This window comes from Acidovorax sp. JHL-9 (assembly GCF_000426205.1).
GTDB classification, from domain to species: Bacteria; Pseudomonadota; Gammaproteobacteria; order Burkholderiales; family Burkholderiaceae_C; genus Acidovorax; species Acidovorax soli.
Genome location: NZ_AUEX01000002.1, coordinates 37,077 through 52,717 on the forward strand (window position 1 = coordinate 37,077; position 15,641 = coordinate 52,717).

17 protein-coding genes are annotated in these 15,641 nt (G+C 63.4%); 10 read left to right on the forward strand and 7 right to left on the reverse strand.

The genetic code is table 11. The features are described from left to right. Positions 1-8: 8 nt before the first annotated feature. From K225_RS0101775 to minE, 9 genes are all read left to right on the forward strand, one after another. A complete protein-coding gene (locus K225_RS0101775; protein ID WP_026434809.1) occupies positions 9-1,043 on the forward strand; it encodes an acyl-CoA dehydrogenase family protein in 1,035 nt (344 codons plus the stop codon). Positions 1,044-1,150: 107 nt separating this feature from the next. Continuing rightward, the gene (locus K225_RS0101780) at positions 1,151-1,939 is read left to right on the forward strand and encodes a crotonase/enoyl-CoA hydratase family protein (protein ID WP_026434810.1); all 789 of its coding nucleotides are present in this window, start codon (positions 1,151-1,153) and stop codon (positions 1,937-1,939) included. Between the two features lie 20 nt (positions 1,940-1,959). Continuing rightward, complete coding sequence (locus K225_RS0101785) at positions 1,960-3,150, forward strand: CaiB/BaiF CoA-transferase family protein (protein WP_026434811.1); 1,191 nt, start codon at positions 1,960-1,962, stop codon at positions 3,148-3,150. 14 nt (positions 3,151-3,164) lie between these two features. Beyond that, complete coding sequence (locus K225_RS0101790) at positions 3,165-3,656, forward strand: MaoC family dehydratase (RefSeq protein ID WP_034711572.1); 492 nt, start codon at positions 3,165-3,167, stop codon at positions 3,654-3,656. 39 nt (positions 3,657-3,695) lie between these two features. Then, complete coding sequence (locus K225_RS0101795; RefSeq protein WP_034711574.1) at positions 3,696-4,715, forward strand: tripartite tricarboxylate transporter substrate binding protein; 1,020 nt, start codon at positions 3,696-3,698, stop codon at positions 4,713-4,715. An 84-nt stretch (positions 4,716-4,799) separates the two neighbouring features. Further along, positions 4,800-5,426: a CDP-diacylglycerol--serine O-phosphatidyltransferase gene (gene pssA, locus K225_RS0101800; protein ID WP_026434814.1), complete on the forward strand. Its 627-nt coding sequence runs from the start codon at positions 4,800-4,802 to the stop codon at positions 5,424-5,426. A gap of 197 nt (positions 5,427-5,623) precedes the next feature. Then, complete coding sequence (gene minC, locus K225_RS0101805) at positions 5,624-6,385, forward strand: septum site-determining protein MinC (RefSeq protein ID WP_026434815.1); 762 nt, start codon at positions 5,624-5,626, stop codon at positions 6,383-6,385. Positions 6,386-6,445: 60 nt separating this feature from the next. After that, on the forward strand, positions 6,446-7,261 hold the full coding sequence (gene minD / locus K225_RS0101810; RefSeq protein WP_026434816.1) for a septum site-determining protein MinD: 816 nt from the start codon (positions 6,446-6,448) through the stop codon (positions 7,259-7,261). 3 nt (positions 7,262-7,264) lie between these two features. Then, positions 7,265-7,531: a cell division topological specificity factor MinE gene (minE, locus tag K225_RS0101815; RefSeq protein WP_026434817.1), complete on the forward strand. Its 267-nt coding sequence runs from the start codon at positions 7,265-7,267 to the stop codon at positions 7,529-7,531. A 551-nt stretch (positions 7,532-8,082) separates the two neighbouring features. On the opposite strand, the gene K225_RS0101820 is transcribed toward minE, so the two are convergent. The 5 genes from K225_RS0101820 to K225_RS0101840 all read right to left on the reverse strand — a co-directional run bounded on the left by K225_RS0101820 (position 8,083) and on the right by K225_RS0101840 (position 13,429). Continuing rightward, positions 8,083-9,009, reverse strand: a complete 927-nt coding sequence (locus tag K225_RS0101820) for a DsbA family protein (protein ID WP_238323173.1) — start codon at positions 9,007-9,009, stop codon at positions 8,083-8,085. An 86-nt stretch (positions 9,010-9,095) separates the two neighbouring features. After that, a complete protein-coding gene (locus K225_RS0101825; RefSeq protein WP_202900007.1) occupies positions 9,096-10,730 on the reverse strand; it encodes a class I adenylate-forming enzyme family protein in 1,635 nt (544 codons plus the stop codon). A gap of 67 nt (positions 10,731-10,797) precedes the next feature. Continuing rightward, a complete protein-coding gene (locus tag K225_RS0101830) occupies positions 10,798-11,595 on the reverse strand; it encodes an ABC transporter ATP-binding protein (RefSeq protein WP_026434820.1) in 798 nt (265 codons plus the stop codon). Beyond that, entirely contained in the window at positions 11,589-12,392 is an 804-nt protein-coding gene (locus K225_RS20160; RefSeq protein WP_202900008.1) for an ABC transporter permease, read from the reverse strand. The genes K225_RS0101830 and K225_RS20160 overlap by 7 nt, the downstream gene beginning before the upstream one ends. A gap of 2 nt (positions 12,393-12,394) precedes the next feature. After that, entirely contained in the window at positions 12,395-13,429 is a 1,035-nt protein-coding gene (locus K225_RS0101840; RefSeq protein WP_026434821.1) for an ABC transporter substrate-binding protein, read from the reverse strand. Positions 13,430-13,729: 300 nt separating this feature from the next. Between K225_RS0101840 and K225_RS20165 the strand changes: the two genes are divergently transcribed. After that, on the forward strand, positions 13,730-14,461 hold the full coding sequence (locus K225_RS20165) for a TetR/AcrR family transcriptional regulator (RefSeq protein WP_051248588.1): 732 nt from the start codon (positions 13,730-13,732) through the stop codon (positions 14,459-14,461). A gap of 99 nt (positions 14,462-14,560) precedes the next feature. Here the strand turns inward: K225_RS20165 and K225_RS0101850 are convergent, their stop codons facing one another. After that, the gene (locus tag K225_RS0101850) at positions 14,561-15,148 is read right to left on the reverse strand and encodes an MOSC domain-containing protein (protein ID WP_026434822.1); all 588 of its coding nucleotides are present in this window, start codon (positions 15,146-15,148) and stop codon (positions 14,561-14,563) included. An 11-nt stretch (positions 15,149-15,159) separates the two neighbouring features. Continuing rightward, positions 15,160-15,603 carry a flavin reductase family protein gene (locus tag K225_RS0101855; RefSeq protein WP_081679581.1) on the reverse strand — a complete coding sequence of 148 codons (444 nt, stop codon included), beginning with the start codon at positions 15,601-15,603 and terminating at the stop codon, positions 15,160-15,162. Positions 15,604-15,641: the final 38 nt, after the last annotated feature.

Below are 15,641 nucleotides of genomic sequence, written 5' to 3' on the forward strand. Positions count from 1 at the left end.
AGAAACACATGACCACGAACAACAACGACATGTTTGCCGACGCCGCCCGCGATGTGCTGGCCGACCAGTGCACGCCGCAGGTGGTGCGGGCCATGGAGTCCGGCGGACGCGGCGCGCCCGCCACGGCGGCTCTGTGGGCGCAGCTGGAAGCCACCGGCCTGGCCGATGCGCTGCTGAGCGAGGGTGACGGCGGCGCCGGCCTGGGCCTGGCCCAGGTGTTTGGCGTGCTGGAGCAATGCGGCGCGCATGCGCTGCCGCTGCCGCTGGGCGACACCCTGGTGGCGCGCGCCCTGCTGGCCCAGGCCGGCGTGGCGCGTCCCGCTGGCAGCATCACGCTGGCGCGCGGCGAGCGGCTGCAGGACGGGGGCCTGCGCTGCGCGCTGGTGCGCGGCGGCGCGGTGGCGGCATCGGTGCTGGTGCAGGCCGGTGGTGCCTGGCATCTGCTGCCCGTGACGGGCGCGCAAGTCACGCCCCAGGCGCTGGCGCTGGATGCCGCGCTGGCCTGGCCCGCAGGCCAGGTACAGGCCGCACCCGTGGTGGCGGTGGATGCCGCACTCGACGTGCGCACCCTGCAGGCTGCCGTGGTGGCTGCGCAGATGGCCGGCGCACTGAAGGCCGTGTTCGACCGCACGCTGCAATACGCCAACGAGCGCCAGCAGTTTGGCCGCCCCATCGGCAAGTTCCAGGCCATCCAGCACCAGCTGGCGGTGATGAGCGAGCATGTGTTTGCCGCGCGCATGGCGGCGCAGCTGGGCTGCAGCGGCGCCGGCCTGGCGCCCGACCGCCTGCGCGTCGCCACGGCCAAGGCGCGCTGCAGCGAGGCGGCGCTGGTGGTGGCCGAGCTGGCGCACGCCATCCACGGCGCGATCGGCTTCACCGCCGAATACGACCTGCAGCTGTTCACCCGCCGCCTGCATGCCTGGCGCCAGACCGCGGGCAGCGAGGCCTACTGGCACGGCGTGGCGGGCGAGGCCCTGCTGGCGCACCAGGGCATGACCCTGGACATCGTGCGGCGCATCACCGATGTGCCCGTGGCACTTTAAAAACCATCGCTGGTAGCGCCTGTTTTTATGGATTCCATATTGAAAACCATATGAAACCATTGATTCACAAGCGCCAGCAGCTCATTTTGTTATAGCGGAGAAAAACCATGGCCTTTCTGACCATCGAGCGCGACGGCGGCATCCTCACCGCCACCATGAACCAGCCCGAGACGCGCAACGCGCTCACCGGCAACACGGCGGTGCAGGAGTTCGTGCAGCTGTGCGACACCGTGCGCAAGGACGCCAGCGTGAAGGTGCTGATCCTCACCGGCGCCGGGCCCATCTTCAGCTCGGGCGGCAACGTCAAGGACATGCAGCGCTTTTTTGACGACGCGCTCACGCCCGACCTCATCCGCGAGGAATACCGCCAGGGCATCCAGCAGATCCCGAATGCGCTGGTCCAGCTCGATGTGCCCGTGATCTGCGCCGTCAACGGCCCGGCCATCGGCGCGGGGCTGGACCTGACCTGCATGTGTGACATCCGCATCGCCAGCGAAACCGCCACCTTTGCCGAGAGCTTTGTGCGCGTGGGCATCGTGCCGGGCGACGGTGGCGCCTGGCTGCTGCCGCGCGCGGTGGGCATGGCCAAGGCGTCCGAGATGGCGTTCACCGGCGAGGCCATCAGCGCGCAGGAGGCGCTGGCCTGCGGCCTGGTGAGCCGCGTGGTGCCGGCCGACCAGCTGCTGCCCACCGCCCGCGCGCTGGCCGCCAAGATCGCGGCCAACCCCGGTGCCGTGATGCGCATGACCAAGCGCCTGCTGCGCGAAGGGCAGAGCGCCTCGCTGGCTTCGCTGCTGGAAATATCGGCGGGCTACCAGGCCATCGCCCACAAGACGGCCGACCACCGCGAAGCGGTGACCGCCTTCATCGAAAAACGCGCGCCGAAGTTTCAGTAAAGCGCCACGGAGATCGCACGATGAAGCCGCTGCAGGGCCTGCGCATCCTGGATCTGTCCAGTGTGATTTTTGGTCCCCTGGCCAGCCAGATCCTGGCCGACTACGGTGCCGAGGTGATCAAGGTCGAGCCCCCCGAGGGCGACTCGACCCGCCACACCGGCCCCACGAAAGAGCCGGGCATGGCGGCCATGTTCCTCGGCTCCAACCGCAGCAAGAAAAGCGTGGCGCTGGACCTCAAGCAGACCGGCGCCCAGGAAGCGCTGGCCGCGCTGATCGCCACCGCCGATGTGCTGATGCACAGCATGCGGCCGCAAAAGCTGGCCGCCCTGGGCCTGGCGCCCGAGGCGCTGCGCCAGCGCTTTCCGCGCCTGGTGTACGCCAGCCTGGTGGGCTTCCTGCCCGGGCCCTATGCCGGCAAACCGGCCTATGACGACGTGATCCAGGGCATGTCGGGGCTGGCCGATCTGATGGAGCGGCAGGGCGGCGAGATGCGCTACCTGCCCACGATTGCCGCCGACAAGACCTGCGCCCATGTGGCCGCGCATGCCATTCTGGCGGCGCTGTGGCAGCGCGAACGCACGGGCGAGGGCGCGTTGGTGGAAATCCCCATGTTCGAGTCCATGGTGGGCTTCAACCTGGTCGAACACTACTACGGCCAGCATTTCGAGCCGCCGCTGTCGGCCCCCGGCTACCCGCGCGTGCTGGCGCCCTGGCGCCGGCCCTACCGCACGGCCGACGGGGCCGTGGCCATGATGCCCTACACCAACCTGCACTGGCAGCGCTTCTTCACGGAAGTGGGGGCACCGGAGCTGGCGCGCGATGCGCGCTTTGTCGATATCGCCAGCCGCACGCGCCACATCGCAGAGTTGCTGGAAATTGCCTCGGGCTTTACCGAGCGCCACACCACGGCCCACTGGGTCGCCACCTGCGAACGGCTGGAAATCCCCGCCGCGCCTGTGGCCCGGCTGCCGGACTTGCCGCAGGACCCGCACCTGGTGGCCACCGCATTCTTTGAAACGGTGGCCGACCCGGCCCTGGGGGCATTGCGCTTTCCGGGCGTGCCGGTGCGCTTTGACGGGCAGCGCCCCGCCATCACCATGCCGCCGCGGCTGGGCGAACACACCCGGGAGCTGCTGACCGAGGCCGGGCTCGGCGCCGCGCAGATCGATGCATTGCTGGGCGCGCGCGCAGCCATCGCGCCCGCTTCTTGAAAAGGACACTCGTCATGGACAACAGCCAGAACACGCCCGCAGGCGTGGACCGCAGCCTGCCCCGACTGGGCCAGGGCTTCGTGTGGCAAGACCTCAGCGTGGGCCAACGCTTTCGTACCTTCCGGCGCACGGTCACAGAGACCGACCTGGTCAGCTTCATCGGCGTCACCGGCATGCTGGAGGCGATCTTCATCGAAGACGGCTATGAGGGCGGCGCCATGGCCGGGCGGCCCGTGCCGGGGGCGCTGACCTATGCGCTCATCGAGGGCTTCATCCTGCAGACCATGATCCAGGGCACGGGCCTGGCCATGCTGGAGCTGCACCAGAAGATCCTGGCGCCCGTGCAGGTGGGTGACACCATCGAGGCGGTGGTGGAGGTGACGGAGATCCGCCCCACGTCCAGGAGCGGCCGCGCCGTGGTGACCTCGCGCATCGATGTTTTCAATCACCACGGCGTGATGGTGATGACCTACACCGCCACCCGGCTGCTGGCCGGGCGCTCGTGAACGGATTTCCTTCTCATCACAACCCAGGAGACAAGCACCATGAAAAAAACCGATGCCCCCCAGTCCTTGCGGCCGAACCAGTTTCGGCGCCTGCGCCGGGCTTTGCTCGGCTGCGCCGCCGGCGCGGCGGCCCTGGCCCCCATGGGCCTCGCCCAGGCGCAAAGCTACCCCAGCAAGCCCGTCACCCTGGTGGTGCCCTTCCCGCCGGGCGGCCCTACCGACCAGGTGGCGCGGGTGCTGGCGCAGAAGCTGGGCGAGCAGATGGGGCAGTCGGTGGTGGTGGACAACAAGCCCGGGGCCAATGGCAACATTGGTGGCGCCCTGGTCAGCAAGGCGGCGGCCGACGGCTACACCGTGCTCTACAACACCTCGTCCATCACCCTGAGCCCGGCCCTGTACAAGAACCTGAGCTACGACGTGCAGAAAGACCTGGCACCCGTGGCCCTTACGGCCGTGGTGCCTTTGGCCCTGGTGGTGCACCCCAGCATTCCCGCCAACACCGTGCGCGAATTCGTCGAGTACGCCAAGGCCAATCCCGACAAGCTCTCCTATGGCTCGGCGGGCAATGGCAACGTGACCCATCTGGCGGCCTACCAGTTCACCCAGCACCAGGGCATCAAGGCCACGCATGTGTCGTACCGCGGCAGCGCCCCGGCCGACGTGGACCTGGTGGCGGGCCAGATCCAGTTCATGACCGACACCATCAACTCGGTGATGCCCTTCGTGAACGACAAGCGCCTGAAATTGCTGGCGGTCACCACCGCCAAGCGCATGTCCCTGTACCCCGCCGTGCCCACGCTGGCGGAAACCGTCATGCCCGGCTTTGAAGCGGGAGCCTGGCAGGGCGTGATGGTGCCCGCCAAGACGCCAGATGCCGTGGTGCAGCGCCTGAACACCGAGATCAACAAGGCGCTGCAAAGCGACGAGGTGCGTGCCAAGCTGGCGGTGCAGGGCGCAGAGCCGCTGGGCTCGACCCCGGAGGAATACCGCAGCTACATCGGCAAGGAACTGCAACGCTGGGCCGGCGTGGTGAAGTCCACGGGCATCACGCTCGACTGAGGCGGCTTCCCCCGCCCGCCGCAGGGCCTCCTGGGCGCCGCATAATGGCTTTTCCGCGCCCTGACGCACCCCGGAGCCCTGCCCATGCCGATCCCGCCAGCGCCCAAACGCTTCTCCATGATCCGCGAATTCCATCTGGCGGACTGGTTCACGCTGGGCAACGCAGTCTGCGGCGTGGGCGCCCTGTTCTCGGTGATGTCGTACCTGCAGACCAACGATGTGCTCCATGTCCACTTTGCCTGCGCCCTGGTGCTGGCCGCGCTGATCTTTGATGTGCTGGACGGACGCATCGCCCGCTGGCGCCAGAAAAGCTCCGCCATGGGCCGCGAGCTCGATTCGCTGGCCGACGTGATCTCGTTCGGCGTGGCGCCCGCCATCATTGCCTATGGCTGCGGCATGCAGGGGCTGTACGACCGCATCGTGCTGGCCTACTTCGTGGCCTGCGGGGTGTCGCGCCTGGCGCGCTACAACGTCACGGCCGAAACATTGTCGGGCGACGATGGCAAGGTGAAATACTTCGAGGGCACGCCCATCCCCACCTCCATCGTGCTGGTGGGTCTTCTGGCCCTGGCCGCCTATATGGGGGCGGTGCGCGAGCATCTGTGGTTCGGCCAGGTGCTGATTGGCGGCTTCACGCTGCACCCGCTGGTGCTGCTGTTTGCGCTGTCGGGTTCGCTGATGATCAGCCGCATCCGCATTCCGAAACTCTGATCACCTGCCCGGGCGCTGCACTGCCGGCACTGCGGCGCCCGCCTGCCGCCATGGCTGCATCCGCTCCACCATGGAGGCGGCATGCACGGGACGTTACGCTTTCGCGGGGTGCTGCACAGTACACTTTGCCTTTTTGGCCCCCCAGTGGCGCGCCTGCCCGGCGCCAGGTGGCGAGCCTTTCATCCTGCAATCCCTCCATGGCCCTTGAAATGGCGGCGCAAGCCCGCACCAGCTTTGATCTCAAAAGCGCCTCGCTGCCCGTAGTGGCCGTGGTGCTCAAGACCACCGACGCCGCACAGTTTGCCGCCGACCTGGCCGAGCGTGTGGCCGATGCCCCCGGTTTTTTCGACAACGATCCGGTGCTGATCGACCTGGGGCCCGTGCGCGAGGCGCCCGAACCCATCGACTTTGCCGCCATCACGACCCAGTTGCGCCGCCACAGCACCTTGCCGGTGGCCGTGCGCGGCGGCAGCGTGGCCCAGATGGAGGCCGCGCGCGCTGTGGGCCTGGCCGCTGCACCCGATGCCCCGCAGGCCCGCGCCGAAGCGCCAGCGCCCGAAGTGCGCGAGGTCATCCGCGAGGTGGTGCATGAGGTCGAAGTCATCCGTGAGGTGCCCATGGCCGGCCCCGGCACCGTGGTGGTGGACAAGCCCCTGCGTTCGGGCCAGCAGGTCTATGCGCGCGGTGCCGACCTGGTGGTGATGGCCGTGGTGAGCTTTGGCGCCGAAGTCATTGCCGACGGCAACATCCATGTCTATGCCCCGCTGCGTGGCCGTGCCATTGCCGGTGCGCGCGGCAACACCGAGGCCCGCATTTTTTCGACCTGCCTGGAGCCGCAGCTCGTCTCCATCGCGGGCATCTACCGCACCACCGAGACCGCGCTGCCCGCCAATGTGGCGGGTAAGCCGGCCCAGGTGCGGCTCGACGGCGAGAAGCTCCTCATCGAGCCGCTGGCCTGAGAGCCTGAGAGCCTGAGAGCCTTTTTCATTCATATCAACTCCCACAGAGAATCAGCACACATGGCCAAAATCGTCGTCGTGACCTCCGGCAAGGGTGGCGTGGGCAAGACCACCACCAGTGCCAGCTTTGCCACCGGCCTCGCCCTGCGCGGCCACAAGACCGCCGTGATCGACTTTGACGTCGGCCTGCGCAACCTGGACCTCATCATGGGTTGCGAGCGGCGCGTGGTGTATGACCTGATCAACGTGATCCAGGGCGAGGCCAATCTCCACCAGGCCCTCATCAAGGACAAGCAGTGTGACAACCTGTTCGTGCTGGCTGCCAGCCAGACGCGCGACAAGGACGCACTCACGCAAGAGGGCGTCGGGAAGATCCTGACCGACCTGGCCGGCATGGGCTTTGAATACATCATCTGCGACTCGCCCGCCGGCATCGAAAGCGGCGCGCTGATGGCCATGCACTTTGCCGACGAGGCGCTGCTGGTGACCAACCCCGAGGTGTCTTCGGTGCGCGACTCCGACCGCATCCTCGGGATGCTGGGCAGCAAGACCAAGCGTGCCATCGAAGGCGGCGAGCCCATCAAGGAGCACCTGCTCATCACGCGCTACAACCCCAGCCGGGTCGAAGACGGCCAGATGCTGAGCCTGGAGGACATCCAGGACATCCTGCGCATCAAGCTCATCGGCGTGATCCCCGAGTCGGAAGTGGTGCTGCAGTCGTCCAACCAGGGCACGCCCGCCATCCACGCCAAAGGCACCGACGTGTCAGAGGCTTACTCGGATGTGATCGCTCGTTTCCTGGGTGAAGACAAACCCCTGCGTTTCATCGACGCCGAAAAGCCTGGCTTCTTCAAACGCTTGTTCGGGAGCAAATAAGCCATGGCTTCTTTCCTCTCCTTCCTGCTCGGCGAAAAGAAGAAAACCGCCAGCGTTGCCAAAGAGCGCCTGCAGATCATCCTGGCGCACGAGCGCAGCGGCCGCAATGCCGCCGAGCCCGACTACCTGCCCGCCCTGCAGCGCGAGCTGGTGGCGGTGATCTCGAAATACGTCAAGATCAGCCCCGACGACCTCAGGGTGCACCTGGAACGCCAGGACAACCTGGAAGTTCTCGAAGTCAAGATCGAGCTGCCCGAGTTTGGGCGCTGAATTCTGATCCAACCGGCCTCCAAGGTGCATGGAACGCTGGAAGCTATCGGCAAAGGAGCGGTACGCGCTTCACTGCGAATGCTGAGCGGATTTTCCGGCGAACGCCTGCGTGATGCTCAGGCCTCTTTGGCTCGGCTTCAACGTCGCCTGCTGACCTGCTAGCCTGCCGCCAGCGTGTCCGTCTGCTCAACTCAAGCGCGTGGTTGGGCAGGCGCACCGACCCCAGCACCCGGCGCTGGACGTGTCCAGCTTCACTTGACGGTGCAGATCGGCAGCAACTACGAGGGCCTGCTGGCGGTCGTGCCGGCGCAGCACCTGCCAGCGCCGGTGAGGATCCGCAGCAATTGGCCCGTCATCTACTGCGCCTACGCTGATCAAGCCAAAGGGTTATATCGACGGCAGCATCGCAGGCTCTCATGTCTTGACCGTGCGCGTGCTCACGGCGCGCCGAGCAAGACCTTGTAAGGGATGGCTGTCAGGCAGTATTTCGGCAGTCGGTTGATGGGCCGGGCAAATGCTAGTCGATCAACTGGGCTTGTTCAGCCAGACCGTCAGCCGCCTGGAGGATGGTCATGCCGAGATCGCTGTGCATATTCCTCCAACTGACCCAAGCGATCGTTGCCCCAGAACAGCTTACCATCACAGAAAAAACTGGGTGCACCGAAGACGCCTCTGTCTTGTGCCTCCTGTGTATTGGCCTCGATCGCGCTTTTGCACGTCGGATCGTCAATTGACGCAAGCACCGCGCTTCTATCGAGCCCAACGGCAACGCCAATATCGGCGAGTTGGTGTGCATCGCTGATGTCTTTGGATTCGCTCCAGTAGGCACGCATGACGCCGAGTACGAAGCTTTCAGCCCGTCCCTGCTGTGCGGCATAGACCGTGGCACGCAATGCCCGTACGGGCCGCAGCGGAAAATCGGGATGGTAGCGAAGTTCGACACCCAACGCCTCCGCCCAGTCTTGCATATCGGATTTGAACCAGTGCACAAAAGCTGCGTTGGCTTCCAGGGGGCGGCGTCCGTCAATCCGCTCGATCAGGCGTGCCAGATGCATGGGTTTCCAAACTACTTCCCGACCCAAGCGGGCTGCAACGGCTCCCAAGCGCAAGGCTGCGAAATAGCACCACGGGCTGTGGTAGTCGAAAAAGAATTCGATGGACCCTTGGCCCGCATGTCTGGGGGGAGTGCCCGGATCGGTCGCAAGAAAACTCTCCAACCGAACAACTGCCCTTTCATGCATGCCGTGCATGATAGATCGTCCATCCTGGTGGGCAGCAACTGAAAACCGGAGCCGTCTTCCTTCCACGGTTTCCAGTTTTGCCTGTGCGACGACTTCCCGCCCCGGAAAGGCGGGTGCCACATGAGACACATCGATGCGGGTACCGACCGAGGCTTCACCAGGTTCGTAAAGATCTCTGACCGCGCGGTGGCTGACCTCCTCCAGCAGTCCAATGAGATAGGGTGACGAAACGACCATCACGTCGGTATTGCCGATAGCCGCAGCGGTCGAATCCGGTCCCGGAACGACGCAGTGTATGGCACTGCATCCGGATGCAGGCGACCTCATGCGAGTGCGTCCAGTTGGCTGGCCAAGGCAGCGGCCTGCAGATCGCGCTTCTTGATCTTCCCGCTGGAGGTCATGGGCCATTCTGTGACCTGAAAGTATCGGATCGGGTGCTTGAATGCGGCTACTTTTCCGGTCAAGAATGCCTTCAGATCGGCGGTCATTGCTGGCGCGCGCAGACTGATGGCTGCCGCTACCGTCTCGCCATAGTACGTATCGGGCAAGCCAAAGACGGCAACCTCTGCCACGGCCGGATGTTCTCGCAGCAGGTTCTCGACCTCGACTGGATAAATATTCTCGCCTCCACGGATGATCATGTCTCGCAGCCGGCCTCCAGCCACCACGACACGTCCGTCCGTGCGCAGGTAGCCCAGATCGCCTGTTTGCATCCATCCTTGGTCGTCAATGGTCTTGCTGGTGGCCTCCGGCTGGTGAAGGTATTCCATCATCACCATCGGTCCCTTCACTTCGATTTGTCCCAACTCCATCGGAGCCACGCAGGCCCGTGTTTCGGGGTGAGCAATCCGCAGTTCCATACCCTCCAATGGCAAGCCACTGGTTTCCCATCGAAAAGGACTGTCCGGCTCGTCAAGGGCAATCAGGGTACTGGCCTCTGTCTGACCATAGACCTGCACCAAACCGGGTATCGGGAAATTGGCCGCGCATCGTGCGAGTACGCCAGGGTCGCAATCAGAGCCCCCACAGGTACCTGCACGCAGCGAACCGAGGTTGTAACTTGGCCGTTCTGGGTGCTGCAGCATGCTCAGATACGAGGTGGGTACACCGGTGAGCAGAGTGCAGCGCTCGCTTTCAATAATGCGGAACATATCCTGTGCGTCGAACGCAGGCACGCCCACATAAGCTGCGCCTTGGGTCAGGCAGCCCATCAGGTTCATGATGCATCCCGCGCAGTGAAACAGCGGAATGATCGATGTCCAGCGGTCCTCGTGAGTCAGCTTCAGCCGACGAGCGCTCGCCGCAGCATTGAGCATCATTCCACCAAAAGACAGCGCAGCTCCTTTGGGTTGCCCCGTTGTCCCGGAGGTGTACTGCACACTACCCATGGCGGCCGCCGATGCCTGGGTTGGAACAAAAGCATCACCGCGGTCTTCGATCAGTTGGCCATAGGCCAAGACGTCCTGGCACTCTACCGGATCAAAACAGATAACGTGTTTCAGGGCCGGCGCTTGCGGTCGCTGGCTGACAATCATGTTCAGGTAGTTGCTGGATCGAAAGCGCTGTGAGAACAGGATGGCCTTGGCTTGACTGTGTTTCAACACAAAACACAGGTCTTTTTCTCGAAAATGCGTGTTGATCGGCACGAGGACAGCACCGATTCCCGCAAGTGCTGCCTGAGTCACCGCCCATTCAACCCGGTTCTCTGCCCACAGCGCGACGGTATCACCTTCACCAATTCCCATTCTGCGCAGCGCCTGTGCCAGCCGCTCCGCTTGATCCAGCCACTGGCTGAAGCTCAAACGCTTGTTTGCGAGGGGAAAAACAACACCATCGTGATCTGGCCACCTATGAGCGCACTGCACAAGTGCTTCGTAGGAGTTGCGGGGAGTTTGGCTGTCCCTCGCGCGGTCATTCAACATTGCAGCCCGGTTGGGCTTTTCAGCAATCGTATGCATCTGCGAACTCACTTTTATTTGACTGGCCCATCCGCTTCACAGCGAAGCATGGTGGGCCGTGCCAGCATCAGGCGGTTGAGGAAACTTGTATGTCGAGGTCGTTCCAGATTGCATCAAAGTGGTCGTTGAAGCGGGTAGAACGCCGCAATGCAATGGGATCGTCCTCAGAGACTCCGAGATCGATGTCGTAGATGGCCTTGACGGTGCTGGGCCGGTGAGATAGCACCAGAACACGATCGGCCATGGCAACGGCTTCGCCAATGTCGTGTGTCACGAGAATGGCCGCCTTGTTTCTGTCACGAATGATGCGTCTGACATCGCCTTGCAGCACAAGCCGGGTCTGGAAATCCAGCGCAGAAAATGGTTCGTCCAGCAAGATCGCCTTGGGGTCCAGCGCGAGCGTTCTCATGAAAGCGACGCGCTGACGCATCCCCCCAGACAAGGAGCTGGGTCGAGCCGCCTCAAAGCCTGCCAAGCCATAGCTCTTGATGAGACCTGCTGCGCGTTCTCTCGCCATGCCAGTTTCGACCCCCTGGACTTCCAGTCCGAGCGTGACGTTGTCCAGAACACTTCGCCAAGGCAGCAGCAAGTCCTTTTGCAACATATAGCCCACCTGTCCACGTGCACCGTCGATGCGCTCCCCATCAACATAGACGGCCCCTGACGTTGGCTCCAGCAGACCAGCGATGATGTTGAACAGTGTGGACTTGCCACAGCCCGAGGGGCCAACGATCGCAAGAATTTCGCCTTCGTGAAGCGCGAAGTTCACGCCTCGGAACACCACCACTTCGCGCTCTGAACCTGCGTTGAACGTCATCGATACGTTGCGAGCTTCCAGCACGGTAGCGCTATTGTTTTTCACCATTTGAACCTCGCTTCGACTTTGAGCAGAACAATGTCCAGCACCAGTGCCAGAACCATGAGACAGAAAATCCCGACGAATACCGCGTTGAGGTCGTACAGCGCGCCCGCGTTGTAGATGAAGTAGCCCAAGCCCTTTTTGGCGGAGATGTATTCCCCCACGACCGCGCCAATCATGGCAAAGCCAATGTTCAATCGCATCGTGGCCAAAATCCATGGGGTTGAACCTGGAACGATGACCTTGCGCCAGATGGTCAACCGGCGAGCGCCGAGCGAACGCATCAGCTTGACGAGATCCTGATCCACCTCTTGCGTGCCTTGATAGACGGATATCAGTGCAACGATGAAGGTCAAGCTGGCGGCGATTGCGACCTTGGCTCCCATATCCACGCCAAACCAAACAATCACCAGTGGCGCCAATGCGATTTTGGGCACACCATTGATGGCGACGATGATGGGGCGCAAGACGCGTGCAACCGTGTCAGACAGCCACAGCGTGAGGCCCGCGGCGCTGCCCAGCGTGGTGCCGATCGCAAACCCTAGGATGGCCTCAAATGCGGTTGCGCCCATATGGACAAAGAGGTCGCCTTCCCGGATCAGGGCCAGTCCTTTCTCCAGGATGCCCGAGGGTTGCCCATACAGGTACACAGGCGCAACGCCGGATCGCACGAGCAACTCCCACGCCAAAAGCATGCCCAGCACCAGTGTGGCTTGATAGAAAGTAATTCGAAGTGTTGAGCTCATGGCGGTAGCGCTGCTGGAGCGGTCGGTTTGGCTGGCTGCGATGGAGGTAGTGGCCATGTTCAAGCTCCGGCACCAAAGGCTTCCGTGGCCTTTTGTGCAAATCGGTTGTCAACCATCTCCTCAAAAGTCAATGCCTTGCGGATGGTTCCGGCCAAGGAGTCGTGCTCGACGCTGGCATCCCATTCGGCCTTCGAGATAATGGGATTGGTTGGCACAAAACCCTTCGTGGCCAGCAGGCGGGCACACCCTGCTGCAACCACCGATCGATCAAGGTTGCTGAATTCAGCGCCCATGGCGCTGACGTACACCGGGTTGTTTTCGCGAATGAGTTTCATGGACGCGGCAATGGCGTTGCAAAAGCGCTGAATCAGGTCTGGATTCGAGACCAAGTAATCGTTTTTCACCATCACGGAGGTCAACAGGATGGGCCCCATCTGGTCCGCGAAGCCATAGGCGACCTCCAAACCTTGCTGCGCAGCGATACTGGCGTCCCACTCGAAAACCACACCCACATCTGCGCGCTTGTCGCGGACCGCGCCGACGATCGATCCTGGAGGTCCCTCAACGAACTCGACGCCTGCTGACTTGGGGTCTAGTCCTGCAAATTTCTTCATCGCAAACGTGGGCGAAGTGACCGTGTTGGAGGGGTACCGCAGGCTGGCCACTTTTTTGCCTTTGAAGTCGGCGAGGGACGTGAACGCAGTGCCCGGTCGGGTGATCACCCACATGCCCAATGCACCGCACATCTTGGCGACCACTTTCATCTGGCCGCCCTCCAGGGTGGAGTTCACGGCCATCCCGGTGCCAGTCACGGCCAACGGGGCACGACCAGAGAGTGCAATCGACACGGGTTCAACGACCGTGCCGCCAACATTGACCGTGACCGCGAGTCCTTGCTTTGCAAACAGCCCATTGCGCGCAGCGACGTAGATCGGACCGTAGTTCGCCAGTTTCAGGCCGGTTGTCAAGGCGATGGGGATCGTGGTCTGTCCAAACACATCCTTGACGCTCAGCGTCATCAGCGCAGCGGAAGCACCAAGCGCTCCGATGCTCTTGAGCGCGCTGCGCCGGTTGCTGCTGTCTTCTGTTTTCATGAGAACTCCTGTGCGTCAGTGAGATGGAAAGGTCTTGCACGTATTGCCATGGGTTGCCGTTGTTTGCGGCGGGGACCCTGTGGTAGCAAAGAGGGGAACCAGGATGAAGCCAGGGTGCGATGCCGGACATCGTGGTCGGCCGGCGCGGAACTGACCTGGGTCGGTATTGATGCGTGAGCGCGCTGTGGGGCGCCAGATGTGAATCTTCACTGTTGTCTCCTATATACGAAACGGACCGTTTCTTTTTTATGAATATAAAACGGTTCGTATCGTATGTCAAATCTGTGAGAATCATGACCCATGACTACATCTGCCAACACCGCCCCGCAGGCATCGGAAGCCACCCGCGGTCGCCCGCGCAACCAACAGACCCACGGTGCGATCCTGGAGGCCGCACGAGCTCTCTTGAGAAGAGAGGGCGAAACCCGCTTTTCCATTGAGCAGGTGGCAGGTGCGGCTGGGGTGTCCAAGGCGTCGATCTACCGGCGCTGGCCCACCAAGGGCGCCTTACTGGTCGATCTCTATATGGAGGGCTTTTCCGAAGGGGTCAGGCAGGACGCCCGTTCGCTTCGGGCGGAGTTCAAGCGCTACCTCTTGGCCACCGTGGAACGATTGAAGGACCCGCTCTGGCGGCGAATCTTGTGCTCGTTGATGGCGGAGGGCCAGTACGACACGGTCACTGCGGAGCTGTTGCGTGAAAGAGTCGTTGGGCCGCGACGCCAGGCGGGTCTCGCCCTGCTCCAACGAGCGGTCGAGACCCAGCAGATCCCGAACAATCTGGACCATGATCTGGTCCTGGATCTGTTGTTTGGGCCCCTTTGGTACCGCGTGCTTTTTGCGCACGCACCCATAGATGCTGCTTTCGTTGACAGGCTGCTCAAGCAAATAGAGCCAATACTTTTTCCAGTGAAAGCAGCCCAGATCGGGGCTACAAGATCCAAGGAAAGTTCTGCCAAACGAACGACTGAACTCCCACAGGCGCAGGCTGAAAACCAGTCCGCAAAACCCAGAAAACAGCGACCTGCCGGATGAAGCTGGTGGTCACTCCACTGACGACGATGGTGGACTTCGCCAACCAAGACATGCGCCAATCGGCGCAGCAGCATCTGGTACCAGGATGCGCTGCGCGCCTCAGCGCGAATGCTTCGCGAACTTTCCGGCGAATGCCTGCGTGATGCTCAGGCTGCGTTGGCCAGGCTCCAGAACGGCTTGCTGGCCTGCCGCCAGTGTGCCCGTCTGCTCCACTGCCAGGTAGTAGCCGCAGCAACCCGCCAACGCCATGACCCGGCCCGCCTGGGCAAACCCCATCACTGCGGCGAACTTGTAGCAGGGCTCGCGCGGCGCCGTCACGCGCAGCACGCAATCGGGAAAGTGCAGGCGGTCGCCCACGAACACCTCCTGCTCCAGCAGGCCGCTCACCGTGAGGTTCTCGCCCAGGAAGCCCGGCGGCAATGTTTCGTCCAGCGGGCTGATGCCCCGCTCGCGCCGCTGGGCCTGCCAGAAGGCGTAGTGCTCCGCCGGGTAGGCATATACCGCCTTGGCCAGGCCACCGTGCACGCTCAGGTCGGCCTGCTCGTCACCGGCCAGGCCCAACGGACCCACGGCGACAGGGCCGGGTGTGGCGGATTTGCCGATGGCGGTGAGAATGCGGCGCTCGCCGATGCGCACGGGCTGGGCCGTTCCCACGTTCACGCTGTGCAGTTGCAGTGTCCGGTCCATCGGCTGCACCGCTAGAGGGGATGCTCGGTGTAGAAGCGCCCACCGTGGTAGAGCAGGGGCGACAGGCCTTCCTGGTGCTGGCAGCGCTCGACCTCGCCGACAAAAATCACATGGTCGCCTTCGTCGTAGCGGCTGCGGTTGAAACACTCGAACGTGGCCACGGCGCCTGCCAGCAAAGGCGCGCCGCTGATGCCGGGGTGGTGCTCCACGCCGGCAAAACGGTCGATCCCGCGGGCGGCAAAGCGCTCGGCCAGGGCTCTCTGGTCGGCTGCCAGCACATTGACGGCGTAGTGGGATCCGTGGGCAAAAGCCGGCATCGAGGCGGCGGCGCGTGACAGGCTCCACAGCACCAGGGGTGGCTCCAGCGACACCGAGTTGAACGAGTTGGCGGTCAGCCCAATGAGCTCGCCCGCTGCATTGCGGGCCGTCACGATGGTCACTCCGGTGGCGAACATGCCCAGCGCATCGCGAAACTCGCGCGCAGAAAAACTCG